This window comes from Pseudomonas sp. ACM7 (assembly GCF_004136015.1).
In the GTDB taxonomy this organism is placed as follows: Bacteria; Pseudomonadota; Gammaproteobacteria; order Pseudomonadales; family Pseudomonadaceae; genus Aquipseudomonas; species Aquipseudomonas frigoris.
In genome coordinates this window covers 4,849,289-4,874,277 of record NZ_CP024866.1, presented here as the reverse complement: position 1 = coordinate 4,874,277, position 24,989 = coordinate 4,849,289, and the positions used below count along the sequence as shown (strand labels likewise).

At 59.3% G+C, this 24,989-nt stretch carries 16 protein-coding genes, 1 other RNA gene and 1 pseudogene; 9 read left to right on the top strand and 9 right to left on the bottom strand.

Annotated features, from left to right (window positions below; translation table 11 throughout):
• Positions 1-24 precede the first annotated feature (24 nt).
• A pseudogene (locus CUN63_RS23150) lies at positions 25-753 on the top strand (substrate-binding periplasmic protein); the annotation flags it as partial.
• 58 nt (positions 754-811) lie between these two features.
• Here CUN63_RS23150 and CUN63_RS23145 read toward each other — a convergent pair.
• Positions 812-2,512, bottom strand: a complete 1,701-nt coding sequence (locus CUN63_RS23145; RefSeq protein ID WP_129442853.1) for a bifunctional diguanylate cyclase/phosphodiesterase — start codon at positions 2,510-2,512, stop codon at positions 812-814.
• 283 nt (positions 2,513-2,795) lie between these two features.
• Here CUN63_RS23145 and CUN63_RS23140 point away from each other — a divergent pair, with 283 nt between their 5' ends.
• Together CUN63_RS23140 and CUN63_RS23135 are read left to right on the top strand one after the other, a co-directional pair.
• Positions 2,796-3,110 carry a helix-turn-helix domain-containing protein gene (locus tag CUN63_RS23140; RefSeq protein ID WP_008146799.1) on the top strand — a complete coding sequence of 105 codons (315 nt, stop codon included), beginning with the start codon at positions 2,796-2,798 and terminating at the stop codon, positions 3,108-3,110.
• A 158-nt stretch (positions 3,111-3,268) separates the two neighbouring features.
• A complete protein-coding gene (locus CUN63_RS23135) occupies positions 3,269-4,174 on the top strand; it encodes a DUF2167 domain-containing protein (RefSeq protein WP_129442851.1) in 906 nt (301 codons plus the stop codon).
• 178 nt (positions 4,175-4,352) lie between these two features.
• Here CUN63_RS23135 and ffs read toward each other — a convergent pair.
• The 6 genes from ffs to CUN63_RS23105 all read right to left on the bottom strand — a co-directional run bounded on the left by ffs (position 4,353) and on the right by CUN63_RS23105 (position 13,856).
• An RNA gene (gene ffs, locus CUN63_RS23130) (signal recognition particle sRNA small type) lies at positions 4,353-4,449 on the bottom strand.
• A gap of 290 nt (positions 4,450-4,739) precedes the next feature.
• Complete coding sequence (locus tag CUN63_RS23125) at positions 4,740-5,906, bottom strand: putative zinc-binding metallopeptidase (RefSeq protein WP_129442849.1); 1,167 nt, start codon at positions 5,904-5,906, stop codon at positions 4,740-4,742.
• A gap of 172 nt (positions 5,907-6,078) precedes the next feature.
• Positions 6,079-8,436 carry an NAD-dependent DNA ligase LigA gene (ligA, locus tag CUN63_RS23120; RefSeq protein ID WP_129442847.1) on the bottom strand — a complete coding sequence of 786 codons (2,358 nt, stop codon included), beginning with the start codon at positions 8,434-8,436 and terminating at the stop codon, positions 6,079-6,081.
• A gap of 156 nt (positions 8,437-8,592) precedes the next feature.
• Entirely contained in the window at positions 8,593-9,447 is an 855-nt protein-coding gene (gene zipA, locus CUN63_RS23115) for a cell division protein ZipA (protein WP_129442845.1), read from the bottom strand.
• A gap of 258 nt (positions 9,448-9,705) precedes the next feature.
• Positions 9,706-13,194, bottom strand: a complete 3,489-nt coding sequence (gene smc / locus CUN63_RS23110; protein ID WP_129442843.1) for a chromosome segregation protein SMC — start codon at positions 13,192-13,194, stop codon at positions 9,706-9,708.
• A gap of 2 nt (positions 13,195-13,196) precedes the next feature.
• Positions 13,197-13,856 carry a GntR family transcriptional regulator gene (locus tag CUN63_RS23105; RefSeq protein WP_129442841.1) on the bottom strand — a complete coding sequence of 220 codons (660 nt, stop codon included), beginning with the start codon at positions 13,854-13,856 and terminating at the stop codon, positions 13,197-13,199.
• A 266-nt stretch (positions 13,857-14,122) separates the two neighbouring features.
• Between CUN63_RS23105 and xdhA the strand changes: the two genes are divergently transcribed.
• From xdhA to guaD, 4 genes are all read left to right on the top strand, one after another.
• Positions 14,123-15,577: a xanthine dehydrogenase small subunit gene (xdhA, locus tag CUN63_RS23100; protein ID WP_129442839.1), complete on the top strand. Its 1,455-nt coding sequence runs from the start codon at positions 14,123-14,125 to the stop codon at positions 15,575-15,577.
• The gene (gene xdhB / locus CUN63_RS23095; RefSeq protein WP_129442837.1) at positions 15,570-17,969 is read left to right on the top strand and encodes a xanthine dehydrogenase molybdopterin binding subunit; all 2,400 of its coding nucleotides are present in this window, start codon (positions 15,570-15,572) and stop codon (positions 17,967-17,969) included. Before xdhA ends, xdhB begins: the two co-directional genes overlap by 8 nt.
• A 116-nt stretch (positions 17,970-18,085) precedes the next feature.
• Positions 18,086-18,931 (top strand): xanthine dehydrogenase accessory protein XdhC, encoded by an 846-nt coding sequence (gene xdhC, locus CUN63_RS23090; protein WP_129442835.1) that lies wholly within the window; start codon positions 18,086-18,088, stop codon positions 18,929-18,931.
• Positions 18,932-18,939: 8 nt separating this feature from the next.
• Positions 18,940-20,244: a guanine deaminase gene (guaD, locus tag CUN63_RS23085; RefSeq protein WP_129442833.1), complete on the top strand. Its 1,305-nt coding sequence runs from the start codon at positions 18,940-18,942 to the stop codon at positions 20,242-20,244.
• A 191-nt stretch (positions 20,245-20,435) separates the two neighbouring features.
• On the opposite strand, the gene CUN63_RS23080 is transcribed toward guaD, so the two are convergent.
• Positions 20,436-21,200 (bottom strand): GntR family transcriptional regulator, encoded by a 765-nt coding sequence (locus CUN63_RS23080; RefSeq protein ID WP_129442830.1) that lies wholly within the window; start codon positions 21,198-21,200, stop codon positions 20,436-20,438.
• Positions 21,201-21,544: 344 nt separating this feature from the next.
• Here CUN63_RS23080 and CUN63_RS23070 point away from each other — a divergent pair, with 344 nt between their 5' ends.
• On the top strand, positions 21,545-22,735 hold the full coding sequence (locus tag CUN63_RS23070) for a benzoate/H(+) symporter BenE family transporter (RefSeq protein ID WP_129442825.1): 1,191 nt from the start codon (positions 21,545-21,547) through the stop codon (positions 22,733-22,735).
• A 157-nt stretch (positions 22,736-22,892) separates the two neighbouring features.
• On the opposite strand, the gene CUN63_RS23065 is transcribed toward CUN63_RS23070, so the two are convergent.
• Positions 22,893-23,237 carry a YggL family protein gene (locus CUN63_RS23065; protein ID WP_007896965.1) on the bottom strand — a complete coding sequence of 115 codons (345 nt, stop codon included), beginning with the start codon at positions 23,235-23,237 and terminating at the stop codon, positions 22,893-22,895.
• Positions 23,238-23,470: 233 nt separating this feature from the next.
• Between CUN63_RS23065 and dacB the strand changes: the two genes are divergently transcribed.
• The gene (dacB, locus tag CUN63_RS23060) at positions 23,471-24,931 is read left to right on the top strand and encodes a D-alanyl-D-alanine carboxypeptidase/D-alanyl-D-alanine-endopeptidase (RefSeq protein ID WP_008146279.1); all 1,461 of its coding nucleotides are present in this window, start codon (positions 23,471-23,473) and stop codon (positions 24,929-24,931) included.
• Positions 24,932-24,989 lie beyond the last annotated feature (58 nt).

Below are 24,989 nucleotides of genomic sequence, written 5' to 3'. Positions count from 1 at the left end.
GGTTTTATCAGCACCGGAGCGTTTATGCGGCTGGCCTTGGGGGCACTGCTGTTGATCAGCCTGAATGTCGCTGGCGCCGAGCTGCCGCTACGCTTCGTGGTGCCCGACAGTTGGGCGATGCCAATGGTGCAACTGGACCGCGGCCACCCCACCCAAGGCATCCTGCACGACGTGATGGTCAGCCTCGCGACCCAGGTCGGCGTGCCGGCCGAATTTCACGTGCTGCCTCGCACGCGAGTGCAAAATGCCATGGAGCACGGCGAAGTCGATATCCGCTGCTATGCGGCGCAGTCCTGGCAGCCGAATCAGTCCGGGGACTACATCTGGAGCATTCCACTTTGGTTTCAGCGCGACATGCTGATCAGCCGGCCAGATCCGCTGACCTCAGTGACGCCCGCGGACTTGTCGCGACAATCCATCGGCACGGTACTCGGCTACACCTACCCGACCCTGCAACCGCTGTTCGACGCCGACCGACTGCATCGCGAAGACGCGCGCAACCAGGAACAGGTGCTGGAAAAACTCCTGGCCGGACGCTACCACTACGCCGTGAGCAATCAATGGACGCTGGACTGGTTCAATCAGCGCCTGCTGCCTGGCCGGCAACTGCAAGGCGTGGCGGTTTTGCAGGAGCAGAGTGTCGGTTGTTATGTGCGCAACGATCCCAAGGTGCCCGTGCAGCGCATTTTGCGCACCTTGGTGCGGATGAAAATGTCCGGGGAAATCGACGACATTATCCGGCTCTACATTGGTGGCGAGCCCGGAGCAAGCCCGCTCCCACATTTGATCTTCATTGGCCTGACAAACGAGGTCAGGCCGTCTTATCCAGCGCCTGCCATTGCGGCGGCGCTACAAAACCCTCGACCCAGCCCGGCACTTCTGCGGGCGGCATCGGCCGGGCAATGAAATAGCCTTGAGCAACTTCGCAGCCCAGGCGCAGCAGCAATTCACCGTGCTCGATACTTTCCAGCCCTTCGGCGATCACCTGCCGACCAAAGGCCCGAGCCAGGCCAATGACGGCCATGGTCAGGGCCAGATCATCCCGATCATTAAGGATGTCGCGCACGAACGATTTGTCGATCTTGATGGTTTGGGTTTGTAAACGCTTGAGGTAGCTCAGGGACGAATAGCCGGTGCCAAAGTCCCCCAGTGAAAACTGCACCCCCAACGCCTGACAGGCCTGTAAACAGGCACTGACATGCTGAATGTTCTCGATTGCCACCGACTCGACGATTTCCAGATCGAGCATCTGCGGGGCCACCTGGGCATGCCGGGCGAGCACGTGCTTGAGCCGGTCGACGAAATCCGCGCGCTGGAAATGTCGTGCCGCGATATTAATGCTGACGGGCCAGCCCTGCCCCGCTTGCTGCCAATGGTGCAACTGCGACAGGACCTGATCCATCACCCATTCACCAATGTCGATGATCAGGTCCGTTTCTTCCACCAGCGGCAAAAACTCCCGGGCCGGCATCATGCCGTGTTGCGGATGCTCCCAACGTAACAACGCCTCGAAGCCGACAACCTCGCCACGACGCATGTTCACCTTGGGCTGGAAATGCACACGCAACTCACCGGCAGCCAGCGCCTGGCGCACGCGCTCGACCGTCTGGTGAGTGGCCTTGACCTCCTGGTCCCGGGACACGTCGAACAAATGAAAGCGATTGCGACCGCGTTGTTTCGCCACGTACATGGCCTGATCGGCATGACGCAACAAGGTTTCGGCATCTTGATTGTCGTCGGGGAACAGTGTGACGCCGATACTGGCAAACACATTGATGCCCTTGCCATGCAGCGAGTACGGCGCCGAAATGGCGCCCAGCACCCGGTTCAACGCCGCACGCAGTTCCGGCAGATCTCGCACGTATCGCAACACCAGCACAAACTCGTCACCGGCCAACCGTGCCACCACATCTTCGCCGCGCACAATAGTGCGCAAACGCTTGGCCACCTCGATCAACAGCAGATCGCCACTGGCATGTCCGTAACCATCGTTGACCGCTTTGAAGCCGTCGAGGTCGAGCATGCACACCGCCAGCGGGATGTTTTCGTGACGGGAGAACTCCAGCGCCTGATCCAGCAAATCCGAGAGGAACGCGCGATTCGGCAGCCCGGTCAGCACGTCATGCCCCACCCGCCATTGCAATGAATGCAGCAATTGGTGTTTTTCGCTGATGTCGAAACGAATCGAAAGATAACGGTCAACCCGTCCGGTGGTGTTATCGAGCACCGGCACCATGGTGCTGTCGACCCAATACAGGCTGCCATCCTTGGCGCGATTACAAATTTCGCCTTTCCAGACCTTGCCCAAGGCGATGGTGCGCCACATAGCCGCGAAGAAATCGGGGGAATGCAGACCGGAGTTGAGGAGACGATGGTTCTGTCCGAGCAGTTCTTCGCGGCTATAGCCGGAGACAGCACAGAACTGATCGTTGACGTGGGTGATCCGGCCGCTCAGATCGGTCTCGGAAAAAATCGCGGCAGCATCCACGGCCCTGCGGTATTTCTCATCCATGAGTCAGGCTCGCTGTGGCTAGCGGTGGTACCGCTCGACCCGTGCAGGATGCCCGGAAGAGATGTTTTTATAGGTAATGCGCAGCAACACGATATCACTCCATGAACAGCGTTTGATGGCCTCCTGAAAGCAGAGATCAACTAACCTTAAAGACCCCAAATACCTTATTTGTGCAGCGATTCTACGAAACGCATCACATTTTGCAAAGCAAGGTGATGGATAATGCAGTTGTCTAATGCAAAAATCTATCGTTAAGTTCTTGATTCTAAATGGGAATTAAGCGATGCAAATTTCAAGTTTGGGTGCGGCCATTCGGCGCTACCGCAAGGTCGCTGGGCTTACTCAGGCTGAACTCGGTGAAAAAACCGGTTTTGACCCCAAAACCATCAGCCGCTTCGAAACCGGCACCTACACCCCCAGCGTGGAAGCCTTGTTCCTGTTTGCCGATGTGCTGGGTGTGAAGCTGAAAGCCTTTTTCGCAGATTTAGGCGATGAAGATGAACAGCGGGCGTATCTGTTCGGTGTCATACATAAAGCCACCCCGAAGGATCTGGGAAAGCTGATTGCAGCGGTTGACCAGGCCTTGTCCAAGCCTTAGTGCCAGAAATAAAAAAGGCAGATTTGTCGAATCGACACATCTGCCTTTTGCTCATTCAGGTGCCTGAAAACCGCCCCATCCGGTATTGAAGATCGTGCATCGATAGTGGCCATCCGATACTCTTCGTATGAAATTAATTCAAAATGTAAGGGACTACGATGAAACACCTCCGCCCGATCCTCATGGCAGCGCTGCTGTGCGCACTTCACGCGCCCGCGCAAGCGGCCAGTACCCCTCCACCGACATCCCCCGAAGTTGCCCAGGCGCAGCAAACGCCCGAACAATTTCTCGCCACCCTGAAGCAGCAGCACGGCACCATCACCCTACCCTCCGGTATTGCAACGCTGAAACTCAATGAAGAGTTTTATTACCTGGACCCGAATGACACTGAGCGCTTGCTGACCGACGGTTGGGGCAACCCACCCGGCCACAAGACCCTGGGCATGATCATTCCAAAAGCCGTGAACCCACTGACTGCCAGCGGCTGGGGCGTGATTGTCAGCTACAAGGATGACGGGCATATCTCCGACGAAGATGCGGCAAAAATCGACTATGCCGACCTGCTCAAACAAATGCAGGAAGAGGATGAGGAAGACAATAAGGAGCGGCAGAAGCAGGGCTATGCCGGCCTGCACCTGCTGGGCTGGGCCGAGCAACCGCACTACGACGAAACCAGCCACAAAATGTACTGGGCCCGCGAACTGAAAGCCGACGACGCCGAGGACAGCACGCTGAACTACAGCATTCGAGTGCTGGGCCGCAAAGGTGTCCTGGAATTGAACGCTGTCGCTTCAATGGCAGACATGCCGATGATCAAGCAGGAATTACCCAAAGTCATCGCCTTCACCAACTTCACTGAGGGCAACCTGTACACCGACTACAACCCTGGAACCGACAAACTGGCGTCTTATGGCCTGGCGGCACTGGTGGGTGGCGGTCTGGCTGCCAAGGCGGGGTTATTTGCCAAGATCGGCATTTTCCTGCTGGCCGCGAAGAAGTTCTTGATTGTGGGGCTGGTCGTGATATCAGGCTTTGTCCGCAAGCTGTTCAGCCGAAAACCTTAAGGTTCTGGCCCTTCCGTGCTGCCGGGTGACGCTGGCAGCGCAGGATCTGCAGGCATGACAAACCCGCTACAGGACAGCGCAGCAGACGAACAAAAATAAGGTTTTTAAAAACGAGAGGTATCGGAGGATGTTGCGCGCTCAAGTCCTCGACTCTGAGGACGTGGCGTTATGGAGGCAACCCCACCAGCCACACCCCGGCACACAATGTTCCCGCTGTGGCTGCTTCCTTCCGGATCTGACCAGGTTCACGGGTAATCGTTGCGGGGGGACCGATGGGGTCACCATAACGACGCCCGCCTGACGGCGAGCCGCGCCATTGTACCTATCTGAGACGAAGTTACAACCGTTCGGGCGGATTAAAAAATATGTGCTGCTTCAAGGACATGCAGATCCTGGAAATGATCGCGACCTGTAGCAGCTGGCGAAGCCTGCGTTCTGCTGCGCAGCAGTCGTAAACCCGTCGCACGCGGCTTACCTGACAAACCGCGTTGCCTGATTTCACGACTGCTTCGCAGCCGAACGCAGCCTCGCAGGCTCGACAGCTGCTACAAGCGGACGCAGGCGGCTACAGGTCTCGCAACACCTCATCCGCCCGGCCGCCCTCCTGCTGGATCACCAGGTGGATGAAGTGCAGCTTGGCGATCACTGCCGGCGGCAGGACGAACGGATAGAAATCCGGCTGCCCCATGCTGCGTGACAGTTCATTCAGCATGCCGGCCAGTTCGATCCACGCATTGACGAACGACAGGAAGGCCGCGCCACCGGGATGCTGTGGATCGTAGAGGCTGCTTGGGGGAAACGGCTGATAGTCGAAGTCCATCTCCCTGGCACTCATTCCGAACCCCAACGCCGTATCCACCGCATCCATCATGTGCAGGTAGTGAGCCCAGGTTTCGGCCCAATCCTCCCACGGATGCATGGTCGCGTAGGCGCTGACGTAATGTTGCTGCCAGTCAAGCGGTGCGCCTTGCTGGTAATGCCGTTCGAGAGCGTCGGTGTAGTTGGCGCGTTCGTCGCCGAACAGGCCGCGGAACGGTTCCAGCCAATGGCCGTTGGCGATTAACCGATCCCAGTAGTAATGCCCGACTTCATGCCGAAAATGCCCGAGCAGCGTGCGATAAGGTTCGTGCATTTGCACCCGAATCTGCTCGCGATGGGCGTCGTCGGCTTCTTTGATATCGAGGGTGATCAGACCGTTAGAGTGACCGGTGGTTGGCGGTTTGCCTTCGAGGTCGACACCAATGAAATCGAAAGCCAGCCCCGTCTCTTCGTCCACGGTTTTGGGAATCACCTGCAAACCCAGGCTGACCAACTGTGCGACCAGACGCCGCTTGGCCATTTCGACCTTGCGCCAGCGTTCGTGGTTTTCGGCAATCGACAGGTCGGGGATGGTGTGGTTCAGGCTACAGGCGATGCATAACGCATCATGGTCATTGGCGGGCAGCAGCCAATTGCACGCGGCCGGGGAATCGAGGTTGGCGCAGCGGCGCAAGACACCGGCTTCGGGATCGGCGTCGAGTAACCAGGTATCAGCCTGCATGCCGGGCTGCAGCGACGATAGGCGACTCTCCTCCGGTTGATAACCCAACGCCGCCGAACACGCCAGGCACTGGCTGTTGCGAAAAAACAGCGACTGCCCGCAGCGGCACTGCCAGACCTTGCTGTTGCGCGAGCTTTCGCCGATGAAGGGCGCGGCGATGCGTGAACTGAGCTGTTCGAAGAAGCGGTACATGACGATCTCTCCCTGGGGCTTGCCAAGACTAGATCATCCCTGCGCGAAGATCGTTCCTGCTTTTAGCGCAACGGCAACTATCGCCTTCGCGAGCAAGCCCGCTCCCACATTTAACCCGGTTCTCCCAAGGGAATGCGGTCGAATGTGGGAGCGGGCTTGCTCGCGAATGGCATCACACCGAAATATCGTGCTTACTCAGGAAGTCGACAAACGCCTCTTCATCCAGAACCTTCAATCCCAACTCATTAGCCTTCGTCAACTTGGAACCTGCACCCGGTCCAGCGACCACACAATGGGTCTTGGCCGATACCGAGCCCGCCACCTTGGCACCGAGGCTTTCAAGTTTGTCCTTGGCGATGTCGCGGCTCATCAACTCCAGAGAACCGGTCAGCACCCAGGTCTGCCCAGCCAGCGGCAATCCTTCAACGACTTTCTTCTCGCTCTGCCAGTGCATGCCGAATTCACGCAGCTGTTTCTCGGCGGCTTCAGCAATTTGACGATGCTGCGCAACCGCAAAGAACTCGCGAACTGAAGTGGCCTGTTTCTCCGGCAGCGCCTGACGCATATCCAGCCAGTCGGCGCTGAAAACCCCTTCAAGCGAACCAAACTTGTCCGCCAGTTTCTGCGCCCCTCCCGGCCCCACCGAAGGGATGTGCAACTTGTCAAGGAAACCACCCAACGTGGTGCTGGCAGCAAACTCGGCACCCAGCTCGCCCTGATCCTGAATCTGCATACCGTGCTTGAGCAGATCCTTGATCACCTGCTGGTTATGCGCATCTTCAAAGAAGCTGTGAATCTCATGAGCCACTTCCAGGCCGACATCCGGCAAGTACGTGAGCACTTGCGGCAACGCCTGCTGAACCCGCTCCAGCGAGCCGAGAGAACGCGCCAGCACTTTGGCCGTCTCTTCGCCGACATCGGGAATCCCGAGGGCGTAGATGAAGCGTGCCAGGCTCGGCTGCTTGCTGTCTTCGATGGCGCCGAGCAGGTTCTTGCTCGACAGCTCGGCAAAGCCTTCCAGATCGACGATTTGCTCAAACGTCAGGGCGTACAGATCGGCCGGCGAATTCACCAGGCCTTCATCCACCAATTGCTCGACGCTCTTCTCGCCCAGGCCTTCGATGTCCATGGCGCGACGGGAGACGAAGTGAATGATCGCCTGCTTGAGTTGCGCACCGCAGGCCAGTCGACCGACGCAGCGGTACACCGCGCCTTCGCTGACGGTCTCGCGACCTTTGCTGCGTTTAACCAGTTGCGTGCGCTCCACATGAGAGCCACAGACCGGGCACTTCTCAGGAATCTGTACTGGCCGTGCGCTGTCCGGACGGCGCTCGATGACCACTTGCACCACCTGCGGAATGACATCGCCGGCGCGACGGATGATCACCGTGTCGCCGATCATCAGGCCCAGACGCGCCACTTCGTCCATGTTGTGCAACGTCGCGTTGGCCACGGTCACGCCGGCCACCTTGACCGGCTTCAAGCGCGCCACCGGCGTCACCGCACCGGTACGACCGACCTGGAATTCCACATCAAGCAATTCAGTGAGTTCTTCCATCGCCGGGAATTTGTGCGCGATCGCCCAGCGCGGTTCACGAGCACGGAAGCCCAGCTCACGCTGAGAGGCGATGCTGTTGACCTTGAACACCACGCCGTCGATTTCGTAGGGCAGCGCATTGCGGCGCTCACCGATGTCGCGGTAGTAATCCAGGCATTCAACGATGCCGTGAGCCAGTTTCAACTCATGACTGATCGGCATGCCCCAAGCCTTGAGCTGCTTGAGATTGCCAATGTGCGTATCAGCAATATCGGCCGAAATCTGGCCGATGCCGTAGCAGCAAAATTCCAACGGACGGTTGGCGGTGATCTTCGAATCGAGCTGGCGCAAGCTGCCGGCCGCCGCGTTGCGCGGGTTAGCGAAGGTCTTGCCGCCGACTTCCAGCTGCGTGGCGTTGAGGCGTTCGAAACCGGCTTTGGACATGAACACTTCGCCGCGCACTTCCAGGGTCGCCGGCCAGCCGGTACCGTGCAGCTTGAGCGGAATGTTGCGCACGGTACGGACGTTGACGCTGATGTCTTCGCCGGTGGTGCCATCGCCGCGAGTCGCGCCGCGCACCAGCACGCCGTCCTGATACAGCAAGCTGACCGCCAGGCCATCGAGTTTGGGTTCGCAGCTGTATTCCACCGCCGCACCGCCGCCAAACAAGTCGCCAGCCGGCAAGTCGAGGCCTTCAGTTACCCGGCGATCGAACTCGCGCATGTCGGTTTCTTCGAAGGCGTTGCCGAGGCTGAGCATCGGTACTTCGTGACGCACCTGAGTGAACGCCGACAGCGCCGCACTGCCGACGCGCTGGGTTGGCGAGTCGCTGGTGATCAGTTCGGGATTGGCCGCTTCGAGGGCTTTGAGCTCGTGGAACAACCGATCGTATTCGGCGTCCGGAATGCTCGGTTCGTCCAGCACGTGGTAGCGATAGTTGTGCTGATCCAGCTCAGCGCGCAGCTCTAGAATGCGGTTTTTGACGGCGGTCATGGGTGTTCTCTCATAAAGCAAAAGAGCAGCCGAGGCTGCTCAATCTCATATCATCAGGGTCAAGAGATCGCAGCCTCGTTTCACTCGACAGCTCCTACAGAAAATCGCGACCCCTGTAGGAGCTGTCGAGTGAAACGAGGCTGCGATCTTTTGACCTTAGCGCTTCTGGGTCAGGGCGCGACGTTCGAATTCAACGATGCGCTGACGGTAATGCTCAATCGTCTGGGCAGTCAGCACGCTGCGCTGGTCGTCTTTCAGTTCGCCGTTCAGCTCCTGGGACAGTTTGCGCGCCGCGGCCACCATCACATCGAAGGCTTGCTTCGGATGACGCGGGCCTGGCAGGCCGAGGAAGAAGCTCACTGCCGGTGTGCTGAAGTGGTCGATGTCGTCCAGATCGAAGACACCTGGCTTGACCGCATTGGCCATCGAGAACAGGACTTCGCCGTTGCCGGCCATGCTTTCGTGGCGGTGGAAGATGTCCATCTCGCCGAAACGCAGACCGCTTTCCAGAATGTTCTGCAACAGCGCCGGGCCTTTGAAGCCGGCGACGTCGCGGCAGATCACGCTGATCACCAGCACTTCTTCGGCTTGCGGTTGTTCCTTGTCGCTGGCCGAACTCGAAGCCTTGGTGTCATCCGGGAAATCGTCGTCACGGCTGCTGAAGCTCGGGCCACCGTCCAGGTCCAGGCTGAGGTTCATGTCGCCCTGGGAAGGCTCGCCATGGCCACGCTTGCCGCGCTTGGAACCCGACTCACGCGGTTCACGGGCAGGCATGCTCACCGACGGCAGATCGTGCTCGTCCAGTTGCGGTTCTTTATGCGTATCCAGCACGCGGGGCGGGCCCAACAGCTCGGCGCTGGTGTCCTCGTCCGGCAAGTTGGACAAACTTCGGTCGAGACGAAATTTCAATTTCCCCTTGCCGCCGCGCATGCGACGCCAGCCATCGAAAAGAATACCGGCAATGACAATAATGCCGATGACGATCAGCCACTCGCGCAGACCGATTTCCATGTAATCCCGTGCCTCTATAAAAAATGCTGAAAAATAAGAGGTTTACAACTCGTAAACCGCTTTAAAACGTGGCGCCAACTCTATGTTCTGACAGGCGTTTTGCCCACGTATACGAAAAATTGACATTAAACTAGCACGACCAAAGGCAACTTTACACCGTCTGTCACAACGGCTTGCGCGAATATGTCGATTGGCCAGCAAGTCAGGGCAGGTAAATAAGTCCTACAACTCAAAAATACCTCTCCTACAAGCGCCGACTCAGGCATCCACCATCGCCATCGCCTCCTCTACATCCACTGCCACCAGACGCGAACAACCCGGCTCGTGCATCGTCACCCCCATCAGTTGCTCGGCCATTTCCATGGCGATCTTGTTGTGGGTGATATAGATGAACTGCACCGTCTGCGACATCTCTTTGACCAGCCGTGCGTAGCGTCCAACGTTAGCGTCATCCAATGGCGCGTCAACTTCATCGAGCATGCAGAACGGCGCCGGATTCAACTTGAAGATGGCAAAAACCAGAGCCAAGGCGGTCAGGGCTTTTTCGCCACCGGAGAGCAAATGGATGGTGCTGTTCTTCTTTCCTGGCGGCTGCGCCATGATCGTTACCCCTGTATCGAGTAGATCTTCGCCCGTCAGTTCCAAATAGGCGCGTCCTCCACCGAAAACTTTTGGGAAAAGGGCCTGTAAACCACCATTGATCTGATCAAAGGTATCTTTGAAGCGGTTTCGGGTTTCCTTGTCGATCTTGCGAATCACGTTCTCGAGCGTATCCAGCGCTTCCACCAGATCGTCGTTCTGCGCATCCAGATAACGTTTACGCTCGGATTGTTGCTGGTATTCGTCGATGGCCGCCAGGTTGATCGCACCGAGACGCTGAATGCGCGCAGCAATGCGTTCGAGTTCTTCTTCGGCGTCCTTCTCGTTGGCCTCGGCCACCAGCGTGGCGAGTACGCCATGAAGGTCGTAGCCGTCTTCCAGCAACTGATCTTCGAGCGCCTTGCGGCGCACGGTCAGGGCTTGCCATTCCATGCGCTGGGTTTCCATCTGGCCGCGAATCAATTGCGATTGCTGCTCGGCCTGGTTGCGACGTTTTTCCGCATCACGCAATTCACGGTCAGCGTCTTCCAGAGCGATCTGCGCAGTCTTGAGTTCTTCGTCGACGGTCATGCGCTTGTCGAGCAACTCTTCGAGTTTGAGGCGCAACTCTTCAAGTGGCGCCTCGCCCTCATCCAGATTGAGGCTGAGCTGTTCGCGCTTCTCGGTCAGGCGTTCGGACTGCATTTCCAGACGTTCCAGCGCCTGACGCGTCGAGTCGTGTTGTGCCTTGAGCGAACCCAGACGCACCGCCAGTTGATGCGCGTGATCCTTGTGCTGCCGGGCTTCCTGCCGCACCCGATCAAGTCGCTCGCGCAAGCTGTCGCGCTGAGCCAGCAGCAACTCGCGCTGCTCGGTGTCCAGCGCCATGCTGTCGAGGGCTTCCTGCAATTGCAGGCGCGCTTCGCCGATGTTTTCGTGTTCCAGAGCGCGCTGCTCAGCCAACTCGGTGAGTTCTTCGTCCAGGCGTGTACGGCGCAAGGTCAGTTGTTCGGCCTTGGCTTTGCCGGCAGACAACTGGGCTTTCAACTCACCTTGCTGACGGGCTTCGTCTTGCAGCAGACGGCGCAGATGTTCGCGACCGTTTTCCTGCTGACGCTGTTGCGCCCTGAGATTCTGAAGCTGGGTTTCCAGGGTTTCGACCGTGGCTTCGCGCTCTTCGCGCTCAAGGCCCAGACGCTGGATTTCCTGACCACGGGCGAGCACACCGCTCTCTGCTTCGCTGGCCCGGCGCACACGCAGAAAGTGTCGACCGACCCAGTAACCATCGCGGCTGATCAGGCTCTGGCCGGCGGTCAATTGGTTGCGCAGGGCCAACGCCTGTTCGAGGCTGTCGACCGGTTTAACCTGCCCCAACCATGGCGCCAGATCGATCTGCGCTTCAACTTTATCGAGCAAGCTGCCGGGCACGCGCACGCCATCAGTGGCCGGGCTGAGCAAGCGCAAATCGCCTTGGGCAAAACCGGCCAGATCGAAATCGCCGAAGTCATCTACCAGCACCGCTTGCAGGTCGGCGCCGAGCACGGTTTCCACCGCCAGCTCCCAACCGGCTTCAACTTTCAAGCCTTCGGCCAAACGCGGACGGTCCGCCAAATGTTGTTCGCGCAGCCATTCAGCGGTGCCGGTGCCCGGATCGAGTGCGGCTTGTTGCAAGGCTTCAAGGGAGGCGAGGCGACCGTTCAGACGCTGCAAATCGCCCTGAGCCTGCTGCTGATTTTGCAGCGCTAATTGCAATTCCTGACGCAGTTGCTCAAGGCGTTCGACCTGGGCTTCTTCGCTGGCCTGCAAATCTTCCAGCGTCGCTTCACTCGCAGCCAATTGCTCACTGAGTTCCATGATCGCCGCGTCTTCCGGGTCCGCCGAGAGCAAGGCGCGCTCTTCACCGAGACGCTTCTGGCGATCGGCCAGGCGCTCCATGCTGGTTTCCAGCTGCTGGATCCGTGACTGCTGAACTTCGGATTGGCGACGCGGCTCGGCGGCCGTCAGGTTGAAGGTGTCCCATTGCTCTTGCCAGGCGTGCATGGTGGTTTCGGATTCTTCCAGCGCGGCGGCAGCTTCTTCGGCGGCGGCGCTGGTGACTTCCTGCTCGGGGGTGAGCATGTCGAGCTCTTCGCCGAGGGTGAGCAGCAAGGTGCGGTCGTGGCCCAAGTGAGACTCGGTTTCCAGTCGCGCGCGCTCGGCTTCTTTCAGGTCGTCCTGCAATTGGCGCAAACGCTGCTGACCGTGCTGGATACTCTGCTCGACCCGGGCGATGTCGCCGCCGACCGAATAGAAGCGCCCCTGCACCAGATTGAAGCGTTCGGACAGGTCGTGGTGCCCGTCACGCAAGCGTTCGATAGCCGCATCGGCATTGCGCTGCTCGGCCACCAGCGCTTCGAAGGTGACTTCCTGATTGCCGATGATCGCTTCGCGCTGACCAACCTGGTCGTTCAACGCCTGCCAGCGCAGGGCCGACAGTTGGGCCTTGAGCTGACGCTCCTCGCCCTTGTATTCCTGATACTTCTTGGCGGCCTCGGCCTGGCGGTACAAGCGTTCAAGCTGACGCTCGAGCTCTTCGCGCAGGTCGGTCAGGCGGGCCAGGTTTTCGTGGGTGCGGCGAATGCGGTTTTCGGTCTCGCGCCGGCGCTCCTTGTACTTGGAGATGCCCGCCGCTTCTTCAATGAAGTTACGCAGGTCTTCGGGCTTTGACTCGATCAGCTTGGAGATCATCCCCTGCTCGATAATCGAGTAGCTGCGCGGGCCCAGGCCTGTACCCAGAAAGATGTCGGTGATATCGCGACGGCGGCACTTGGTGCCGTTGAGGTAGTAGGTGGTCTGGCTGTCGCGGGTCACTTTGCGGCGAATGGAAATTTCCGCGTAGGCCGCGTATTCGCCGAGCAGGGTGCCGTCGGAGTTATCGAACACCAGCTCGATGCTCGCCTGGCTCACCGGTTTACGGCTGGTCGAGCCGTTGAAGATGACGTCGGTCATCGACTCGCCGCGCAGGTTCTTGGCCGAACTCTCGCCCATCACCCAGCGCACGGCGTCGATGATGTTCGACTTGCCGCAACCATTGGGCCCGACCACCGCCGCCATGTTACTGGGGAAGTTCACCGTGGTCGGGTCGACGAAGGATTTGAACCCCGCCAGCTTGATGCACTTTAGCCGCACGCTTAAGCGTCCGTCAGGGCGGAAACCACCAGATCGCAGCTGCGCTGGGCATACGCCGTCAGCACGATGCGGATCTGCGGTAAATCACGGGCCAGCACGGCGGCGAGCAAGCGTTCGAACAGTTCGAGGAACTCGCTCATCGAGGCCTTGCGCTGTTCCAGGGCGAGGAAATACGCGCGGCTCATGGCCGGTTGCAGATTCTCGACGGTTTCCTGCAAGTACGGGTTGTTGGCGAACGGATACGCGGCTCGCATCACACTGAAGCTGTCGTCGACAAAGGTGCGAATGTCCTGGCGCTCGTAGCTGGCGGTCAGACGCTGCTGGATTTGCACGAACGGCGCCATGTCGGCCTGGACTTGCCAGCCGCTGGCCACTGCATTGCCCAGCAGGATGTAAAGCTCGCTCATCAGCGTGCACAGGCTCTGGACCTTGTGAACCGTGAGCTCGGTCACGTGGGCGCCGCGTCGCGGCAGGATCGCGATCAAGTGGCGGCGCTCGAGGATCAGCAAGGCTTCACGGACCGAACCGCGGCTGACATTGAGGGCCAGCGTGACCTTCTGTTCCTGGATGCGCTCCCCGGGCTTCATTTCGCCACGAATGATGCGCTCGGCGAGGTGGTGAGCAATTTGCTCGGCGAGGCTGTCCGGCGCCTTGAACGTCATGGTTGTCCTTCAAACTCTTCGATCTGCACAAGCGGCGCAGTGTAGCGCACATGAAGGGTCATGGCGGAGTGCCCACTCGGCGGTTTTTGGCACGATTCAAGCAAAAAGCAGACTATCCCGTGAGGGTCAATAATGAAGGAACGAGTCGTTGATCGACAAAATGCCATTTCCTGACCTTTAAGTCAGAAAATCATTGACCGCAAAGTCAGACCTGATAAATTCGGTTCAAGTCGGTTAACAACAATAATGAGTCTGCGAGGCCTTCCGTGATCCAGTTTTTACTTAACCAGGAACTCCGTAGCGAGCACGCCCTGGACCCAAACCTGACCGTGCTCAATTATCTGCGCGACCATGTGGGCAAACCCGGCACCAAAGAAGGCTGCGCCAGCGGTGACTGCGGCGCCTGCACCGTGGTGGTCGGCGAGCTGCAAACGGATGACGATGGCCGCGAACACATTCGCTATCGCAGCCTCAACTCGTGCCTGACGTTCGTTTCGTCACTGCATGGCAAACAACTGATCAGTGTCGAAGACCTCAAGCACCAAGGCGAGCTGCACAGCGTGCAGAAAGCCATGGTTGAGTGCCACGGGTCGCAATGCGGTTTTTGCACACCGGGCTTCGTGATGTCGCTGTTTGCGCTGCAAAAGAACAGCGATCAACCGGATGCTCACAAAGCTCACGAAGCGCTGGCCGGCAATCTCTGCCGCTGCACCGGCTATAGGCCGATTCTGGCTGCCGCCGAACAATCCTGCTGCGGCAAGCAAACGGACCAGTTCGACGCCCGTGAAGCCGACACCATCGCTCGCCTGAAGGCCATTGCCCCTACCGACATCGGCGAACTCAACAGCGGCGACAAACGCTGCCTGGTGCCGCTGACCGTCGCCGATCTGGCTGACCTTTACGATGCTTATCCACAAGCCCGCCTGTTGGCCGGCGGCACGGATCTGGCGCTGGAAGTCACCCAGTTCCACCGCACCCTGCCGGTAATGATCTACGTCGGCAATGTCGCCGAAATGAAGCGCATCGAGCGTTTCGACGATCGCCTGGAAATCGGCGCCGCGACCGCCCTCTCCGATTGCTATGAGGCCTTGAAAGCCGAGTACCCGGACTTCGGCGAATTGCTGCAACGCTTTGCTTCCCTGCAGATCCGCAACCAGGGCACCCTCGGCGGCAACATCGGCAACGCTTCGCCGATCGGTGACTCCCCGCCCCTGCTGATTGCACTCGGCGCGCAGATCGTTTTGTGCAAAGGCGAAACCCGCCGCACCCTGTTGCTGGAAGATTACTTCATCGATTACCGGGTCACCGCGCGTCAGGAAAGCGAGTTCATCGAAAAGATCATCGTGCCGCGTGCCAGCGCCGAACAACTGTTCCGCGCCTACAAAGTCTCCAAGCGTCTGGACGATGACATTTCCGCCGTCTGCGCCGCGTTCAACCTGCGCATCGACAACGGCGTGATCGCCGACGCCCGCGTCGCCTTCGGTGGCATGGCTGCTACACCAAAACGTGCCAAAAGCTGCGAAGCCGTATTGCTCGGCGCCACCTGGAACAACGACACCGTCGAACGTGCCTGCGCTGCGCTGGCCGAAGATTTCACGCCGCTCTCGGACTTCCGCGCCAGCAAGGAATACCGCCTGCTCAGCGCGCAAAACCTGCTGCGTAAATACTTCATCGAACTGCAAACACCGCACATCGAGACTCGGGTGACCGCTTATGTCTAATCATCACGCCGTAGAGAAGACCCAGGCCGAACTGGCTGAACTGTTCGCCAAGGACCTGACCACCGGTGTCGGCCGCAGCGTCAAGCACGACAGCGCCACCAAGCACGTGTCCGGTGAAGCGCAGTACATCGATGACCGCCTGGAATTTCCGAACCAGTTGCACGTTTACGCCCGGCTGTCGGACCGCGCCCACGCGAAAATCATCAGCATCGATACCAAGCCTTGTTACGCCTTCGAAGGCGTACGCATCGCCATTACGCACGAAGACGTGCCGGGTCTGAAAGACATCGGCCCATTGCTGCCGGGTGACCCGCTGCTGGCCATCGACGACGTGCAATTCGTCGGCCAACCGGTGCTCGCCGTCGCTGCGAAAGATCTGGAAACCGCACGCAAAGCCGCCATGGCCGCGATCATCGAATACGAAGATCTGGAGCCGGTGCTGGACGTGGTCGAAGCCCTTCGCAAACGCCACTTTGTGCTCGACAGCCACACTCACCAACGCGGCGATTCGGCCGGCGCCTTGGCAACCGCCGAGCATCGTATCCAGGGCACGTTGCACATCGGCGGCCAGGAACACTTCTATCTAGAAACCCAAATCTCTTCGGTGATGCCGACTGAAGATGGCGGGATGATCGTCTACTGCTCGACGCAGAACCCCACCGAAGTGCAGAAGCTCGTCGCCGAAGTGCTCGATGTGTCGATGAACAAAATCGTGGTCGACATGCGCCGCATGGGCGGTGGTTTCGGCGGCAAGGAAACCCAGGCCGCGAGCCCGGCGTGCCTGTGCGCAGTGATCGCGCACCTCACCGGCCAGCCGACCAAAATGCGCCTGCCGCGCGTCGAAGACATGCTGATGACCGGCAAGCGTCACCCGTTCTACGTCGAATACGACGTGGGCTTCGACAGCACCGGTCGGCTGCACGGCATCGCCCTGGAACTGGCCGGTAACTGCGGATGCTCGCCGGACCTGTCAGCGTCGATTGTCGACCGCGCAATGTTCCACGCCGACAACTCGTACTACCTGGGTGACGCGACCATCAACGGTCACCGCTGCAAGACCAACACCGCGTCGAACACCGCTTACCGTGGTTTCGGTGGCCCGCAAGGCATGGTCGCCATTGAAGAAGTCATGGACGCGATTGCCCGCCATCTGGCCCTCGATCCGCTGGCGGTGCGCAAGGCTAACTACTACGGCAAGACCGAGCGCAACGTCACCCATTACTACCAGACCGTCGAGCACAACATGCTCGAGGAAATGACCGCCGAACTCGAAGAAAGCAGCCAGTACGCCGAGCGCCGCGAAGCGATTCGGCGCTACAACGCCAACAGCCCGATCCTGAAAAAAGGCCTGGCGTTGACCCCGGTGAAATTCGGGATTTCCTTCACTGCCAGCTTCCTCAACCAGGCCGGTGCGCTGATCCATATCTACACCGACGGCAGCATCCACCTGAACCATGGCGGCACCGAAATGGGCCAGGGCCTGAACACCAAAGTCGCGCAGGTCGTGGCTGAAGTGTTTCAGGTGGAAATGGACCGCGTGCAGATCACCGCGACCAACACTGACAAGGTGCCGAACACCTCGCCGACCGCCGCTTCCAGCGGTGCCGACCTGAACGGTAAAGCCGCACAGAACGCAGCTGAGATTATCAAGAAGCGCTTGGTTGAATTCGCCGCGCGGCAGTACAAGGTCAGCGAAGAGGACGTGGAATTCCACAACGGACACGTGCGGGTTCGCGATCATATCCTGACGTTTGAATCGCTGATCCAACAGGCGTATTTCGCTCAGGTTTCGCTGTCGAGCACCGGGTTCTACAAGACCCCGAAAATCTTCTACGACCGTAGCCAGGCACGTGGTCGGCCGTTCTATTACTACGCCTTCGGCGCAGCGTGCTGCGAGGTGATCATCGACACCCTGACCGGCGAGTACAAAATGCTGCGCACCGACATCCTCCACGACGTCGGCGACTCACTGAACCCGGCGATCGACATCGGTCAGGTCGAGGGTGGTTTCATTCAGGGCATGGGGTGGCTGACCATGGAAGAACTGGTGTGGAACAACAAAGGCAAACTGATGACCAACGGCCCGGCCAGCTACAAGATCCCGGCGGTGGCGGACATGCCGCTGGACCTGCGGGTGAAGCTGGTGGAAAACCGTAAAAATCCGGAAGACACGGTGTTCCACTCCAAGGCCGTGGGCGAGCCGCCGTTCATGCTCGGCATCGCGTCGTGGTGTGCGATCAAGGACGCCGTGGCGAGCCTTGGCGACTACAAGCATCAACCGAAAATCGACGCACCGGCGACCCCGGAGCGGGTGTTGTGGGGCTGTGAGCAGATGCGCCAGTTGAAGGTGGCGAAAGCCGTGGAAGCTGAAACCGAGCTGGCTTCGCTTTAGACCGAGGCGCGGCCTTCGCGAGCAAGCCCGCTCCCACATTGAAATGCATTCAAAATGTGGGAGCGGGCTTGCTCGCGAAGGCGGCCGAACAGACAACACAGATGTCGAGGTGAAACATGTACAACTGGATCGACGCCCTCGCCGACCTGCAATCCCAGGGTGAACCCTGCGTGTTGGTCACCATCATCGAAGAGCTCGGCTCGACGCCGCGTAACGCCGGCTCGAAGATGGTCATCAGCGCCAGCCAGACCTTCGACACCATCGGTGGCGGGCATCTGGAATACAAGGCCATGCAAATCGGCCGCGAGATGCTGGCCAGCGGCAAGCAGGACACGCACCTGGAGCGCTTCAGCCTCGGCGCCAGCCTGGGCCAGTGCTGCGGCGGCGTGACGGTGTTGCTGTTCGAACCGATGGGCCAGGTCCAGGCGCAGATTGCCGTGTTCGGTGCCGGCCATGTCGGTCGGGCGCTGGTGCCGCTGCTCGCCAGCCTGCCCTGCCGGGTGCGCTGGATCGATTCGCGGGAAGCAGAATTCCCGGAACAGATCCCCCACGGCGTCCGTAAAATCGTCGCCGAAGAACCGGTGGACGAAATCGATGACCTGCCCGCCGGCAGCTACTGCATCGTCATGACCCACAATCACCAGCTCGACCTCGAACTCACCGCAGCGATCCTCAAACGCAACGACTTCGCCTACTTCGGCCTGATCGGTTCGAAGACCAAACGGGTGAAATTCGAACACCGCTTGCGTGATCGTGGTTTCGACAGCGCCGTGCTGCAACGCATGCGCTGCCCGATGGGTATCGGCGAAGTCAAAGGCAAGTTGCCTGTGGAAATCGCCATTTCCATCGCCGGCGAAATCATCGCCACCTATAACGCCAATTTCGGCCAGCACACCGCCAGCGCCGGATCATCGATCGCCAAACTGCTGCCTGCTTCACGCCGCAGCCAAGCCACGAATTGAGAAATTTTATGCCTCTGACTCGCAAAGCCTACCGCGCCGCCATTCTGCACAGCATCGCCGATCCTGCCGAAGTCGGTATCGAAGCCTCTTACGAGTATTTCGAAGATGGCCTGCTGGTGGTCGATAACGGCCAGATCAGCGCCCTTGGTCACGCCAGCGACTTGCTGCCGACACTGCCGGCCGACATCGAGATCACCCATTATCAGGACGCGCTGATCACTCCAGGCTTCATCGACACCCACATTCACTTGCCGCAAACCGGCATGGTCGGCGCCTACGGCGAGCAGCTGCTGGACTGGCTCAACACCTACACCTTCCCGTGCGAAAGCCAGTTCGCCGACAAGGCTCACGCTGACGAAGTCGCGGGCATTTTCATCAAGGAACTGCTGCGCAACGGCACCACCACCGCGCTGGTGTTCGGCAGCGTGCACCCGCAATCAGTGAACTCATTCTTCGAAGCCGCCGAACAGCTGGACCTGCGGATGATCGCCGGCAAGGTGATGATGGACCGCAACGCGCCGGACTACCTGACCGACACCGCCGAATCCAGCTACGTCGAAAGCAAGGCGCTGATCGAGCGCTGGCACGGCAAGGGTCGCCTGCACTACGCGGTCACCCCGCGCTTTGCCCCGACCAGCACCCCGGAACAGCTGACTCTCGCGGGTCAGTTGCTCAGCGAATTTCCTGACGTGTACATGCAGACCCACATCAGCGAAAACCTCAAGGAAGTCGAGTGGGTCAAGGCGCTGTTCCCGGAGCGCAAGGGTTACCTGGACGTCTACGACCATTACAAGCTGCTCGGCGAGCGCTCGGTATTCGCCCATGGCGTGCACCTGTGCGACGACGAATGCGCGCGACTGGCAGAAACCGGCTCGGCGATCGCCTTCTGCCCGACGTCGAACTTCTTCCTCGGCAGCGGTTTGTTCAACCTGCCGATGGCCGAGAAGCACAAGTTGAATGTCGGCCTCGGTACGGACGTTGGTGGCGGCACCAGTTTCTCACTGCTGCAAACCTTGAACGAAGCGTACAAGGTCATGCAGATGCAAGGCGCACGGTTGAGCCCGTTCAAATCGCTGTACCTGGCCACCCTCGGTGGCGCTCGCGCGCTGCGTCTGGAAGACAAGATCGGCACCCTGCAACCGGGCACAGATGCGGACTTCCTGGTGCTGGACTACAACGCCACACCGCTGCTCAGCTATCGCTTGAAGCAGGCCAATAACATTGCCGAGACGTTGTTTGTATTGATGACGCTGGGGGATGACCGGACGGTGTTGCAGACGTATGCGGCGGGGAATCAGGTGCATCAGCGCTAGGTTCTTCCGGGCACAAAAAAATCCCCCGCAGCTCTACAGCCCCGGGGGATTTTTGTTGCCTGTCAGAAGATCAAAAGATCGCAGCCTCGTTTCACTCGACAGCTCCTACATTGGAAAACGTACCCCTGTAGGAGCTGTCGAGTGAAACGAGGCTGCGAACTTTTCAACAACCAACAACCAACAACCAACAATCAGAGCTTGACCGCTGGCCGCCCTGGTTTCTTGGTCTGCAACAAATGCGAGAACACCGCATGCAAATCATCCGACGCGCTTTCCTCGTCGAGGTTGAGTTTGCTGTCGATGTGATCCATGTGATGCATCATCAGGTCCACCGCCAGCTCAGCGTTGCGCGCTTCGATGGCGTCGATCAGCTGGGTGTGCTCGTCGTAGGAACAGTGGGAGCGATTGCCGCTTTCATACTGGGCAATGATCAACGAAGTCTGGGACACCAGGCTGCGCTGGAAGCTGATCAGCGGCGCATTTTTCGCCGCTTCAGCCAGTTTCAAGTGGAACTCGCCCGACAGACGAATACCGGCGCCGCGATCGCCACGGGAGAAGCTGTCGCGCTCGTCGTTGACCATCTGGCGCAACTCGGCAATCTGCTCGGCAGTGGCGTGCTGCACCGCCAATTCAGTGATCGCGCGCTCCACCAGACGCCGGGCCATGAACACCTGGCGAGCCTCTTCGACACTCGGGCTGGCGACGACAGCGCCACGGTTCGGCCGCAGCAGCACGACGCCTTCATGGGCCAGGCGCGACAGCGCGCGGCGAATGATGGTGCGACTGACCCCGAAAATTTCCCCCAGCGCTTCTTCGCTCAACTTGGTACCGGGCGCCAGACGCTGTTCGAGGATGGCCTCGAAGATATGCGCATAGACAATATCGTCCTGGGTACCGCTGCGGCCGGCTTTGCCTGCTCGCGGTTGTTTCTTTAGGGGTTGCAACTGTTCGTTCATGGGCACTCGAGTCGGAAGAACTGCGGCGAATTGACCGTGACTGTAATACGGCACAGCGGGTCGCTGGCAAGTATCGCGTAAAAAACACTGCGATTGTACACAATGGAGGGTGGCAACACGACTGTACGGCTGTTTGTCACTTCCGCTGTATTGCAACGACTGGTTACTTTTGAGTTTAGGCTTGAACGCAGAATCCGCCGCCCTGTGGGAGCGGGCTTGCTCGCGAAGGCGGTGTATCAGTCGACATCTGCTTTGACTGACACACCGCCTTCGCGAGCAAGCCCGCTCCCACAGGGTTCAGCGGCGTTTCGGACATCTTCATCAGAACAAGGAACACCGCTGTCATGAACGACGTCACGCACACGCAGCTCCGCCCTTTTGCCGATACGTCGCCTTCTGCGATCGTCGCCGGCTTCATCGCGATGATGACCGGTTACACCAGCTCGCTGGTCCTGATGTTTCAGGCCGGGCAAGCGGCGGGTCTGACCAGCGGGCAGATATCGTCGTGGATCTGGGCGATCTCGATTGGCATGGCGGTGTGTTCGATTGGCCTGTCTTTGCGTTACCGCACGCCGATCACCATTGCCTGGTCGACCCCCGGCGCGGCGTTGCTGATCACCAGTCTGGGCGGTGTGACCTACGGCGAAGCCATTGGCGCCTACATTACCTGCGCGGTGCTGGTGACGATTTGTGGTTTGACCGGCAGCTTTGAGCGGCTGGTGAAAAAGATTCCGGCTTCATTGGCAGCGGCGCTGTTGGCGGGGATTCTGTTCAAGATCGGCAGCGAAATCTTCGTCGCCGCGCAGCATCGCACCGCGCTGGTATTGGGCATGTTCTTCACTTATCTGGTGGTCAAACGTCTGTCGCCGCGTTATGCCGTACTGGCCGCGCTGTTGATCGGGACGGCGCTATCCGGGTTCATGGGCCTGCTGGATTTCAGCGGTTTCCACCTGGAAGTAGCGACGCCGGTCTGGACCACGCCGCACTTCTCCCTGGCTGCGACCATCAGCATCGGCATCCCGCTGTTTGTCGTGGCGATGACCTCGCAGAACATGCCCGGCATCGCAGTGCTGCGCGCCGACGGTTACACCGTGCCGGCCTCGCCGCTGATCACCACCACCGGCATCGCTTCGTTGCTGCTGGCGCCGTTCGGTTCCCACGGGATCAACCTGGCAGCCATCAGCGCAGCGATTTGCACCGGGCCGCATGCCCATGAGGATCGCAACAAGCGCTACACGGCGGCCGTCTGGTGCGGGATTTTCTACGGGATTGCCGGGGTGTTCGGCGCAACACTGGCGGCGCTGTTTGCCGCGCTGCCGAAAGAGTTGGTGCTGTCGATTGCGGCACTGGCGTTGTTCGGCTCGATCATCAATGGCTTGAGCATCGCCATGAGCGAAGTGAAGGAGCGTGAAGCGGCGCTGATTACCTTTATGGTCACGGCGTCGGGGTTGACACTGTTTTCCATCGGTTCGGCGTTCTGGGGGATTGTGGCGGGGGTGTTGACGCTGGTGATTCTGAACTGGCGTAAAGCCTGAAAAGCAAAAGATCGCAGCCTCGTTTCACTCGACAGCTCCTACACAGCTCCCGCATCGATTGCGTTCATCCTGTAGGAGCTGTCGAGTGAAACGAGGCTGCGATCCTTTGATCTTCACAAAAAAAACGGCGACCTTTGGGTCGCCGTTTTTTACAACATTAAGCTACCGGATTGATCGGCTTTTCCGGGTACCAGACGTCGATCAGCGGGCTGACGGTTGCTTCAGTCAGTTCGCTGCGGCCTTTGAGCCAGGCTTCAACAGCGGCACGCTGCTCTTCGGACACCGAGCCACGCTTCTGCAGGCAAACCAGACCGAAGTCGTCGCCGCCAACATAACCCAGACCGTTGGCTTCCATGGCTTCTTTCAGGAACGCGTCGAGGAAAGCATCAATGGCTTCATCAGCCAAATCTTCTTTGAAATCCAGGTTCAGTTCGAAACCCAGCTCTTGAAATTCATCGACGCACAGTTTTTTGCGCAGACGCTGGGAACGGTTAGTCGCCATTGGAACAATCCTCATAAGTAATAACGGGCGGCACTTTAGCAGTTTAAGGCGCCGATTGCCCGTCTCTCTGGGTTGCAGGCCCTACCGTCGGTAAAAAAATAGCGAATTAGAGGACCAGGGTACGGCACAAGCCGCTACACCTTGGGGCATAATGCCGACACTTTTATGACCACTGAGGGAATTTATCTTCATGCCCTCGTCTTTTTCCCCTCGGCTGTAGGGTTTTATTTCACATGATCAAATCTTTGCGTCCATTGTTACTGGCCGGTTTTCTGCTCCCTCTGGCCTTCTCTGTTTCCGCCGCCCCGATCAACACCGCGCTGTCGCCAAACGTTGAAAAAGCCCTCAAGGCCAGCAAGATGCAGGACAACGCCCTGTCGCTGGTGATGATCCCGCTCAACGGCCCTGGCACCCCGACGATTTTCAACGCTGACGTCTCCGTCAATCCGGCCTCGACCATGAAACTGGTCACCACATACGCGGCGCTGGAAATGCTCGGCCCGAACCACCAGTGGAAAACCGAGTTCTACACCGACGGCACCCTCAGCGGCGGCATCCTCAACGGTAACCTCTACCTCAAGGGTGGCGGCGATCCGAAGCTGAACATGGAAAAGCTCTGGTTGCTGATGCGTGACCTGCGCGCCAACGGTGTGACGCAAATCACCGGCGACCTGGTGCTGGACCGCAATTTCTTCGTACAACCGCAATTGCCGCAGTTCAACGACGACGGCAATGACGATAACAAGCCGTTCCTGGTCAAACCTGACGCGCTGATGGTCAACCTCAAGGCCTTGCGCTTTGTGGCGCGTAACGACAACGGCCGGGTGCTGGTGTCGGTGGAACCGCCGATTGCCACCATTCGCATCGAAAACCAGGTCAAAGCCGTCAACTCCAAGCAATGCACCGGTGGCGTGCGTTACAACCCGGTGACCCAGGCCGATGGCAGCGTGACCGTGACGGTCGGCGGCCAGTTGGGCGAGGGTTGCAGCTCCCAGACTTACCTGTCGCTGCTCGACCACGCGACCTACACCGCAGGCGCCGTGCGAGCGATCTGGAAAGAACTGGGCGGCAGCATTCAGGGCGTGGACCGTCTGGCGCCAACACCTAAAGATGCCAAGGTCCTGGCTCGGGCCTTTTCGCCAGACCTGGCGGAAATCATCCGCGACATCAACAAATACAGTAATAACACCATGGCCCAGCAGCTGTTCCTGAGCCTGGGCGCGCAGTTCCGCACCGAAGCCGACGGTGACGATGCCAAGGCTGCACAGCGTGTGGTGCGTCAGTGGCTGGCGAAGAAAGGCATCACCGCGCCGCACCTGGTGATGGAAAACGGTTCCGGCCTGTCCCGTGCCGAACGGGTGAGTGCGCGTGAAATGGCCGGCATGCTGCAAGCGGCCTGGAAAAGCCCGTATTCAGCCGAGTTCATCAGCTCGATGCCGATTGCCGGCACCGACGGCACCATGCGCAAACGCCTGAAGACCACGGCGATGCGCGGTGAAGCGCACATCAAGACCGGCACCCTGAATACGGTGCGGGCAATTGCCGGTTTCAGCCGTGACATCAACGGCAATACCTGGGCGGTAGTGGCGATCCTCAACGACAAGGCACCGTTTGGCGCGTCGTCGGTGCTGGATCAGGTGCTGCTGGACCTGTATCGCCAGCCGAAACTGCCGGAAACGGCTTCGGTGCTCTAACCTTTAAAATCAAAAGATCGCAGCCTTCGGCAGCTCCTACAGGTGTACACATGACCCC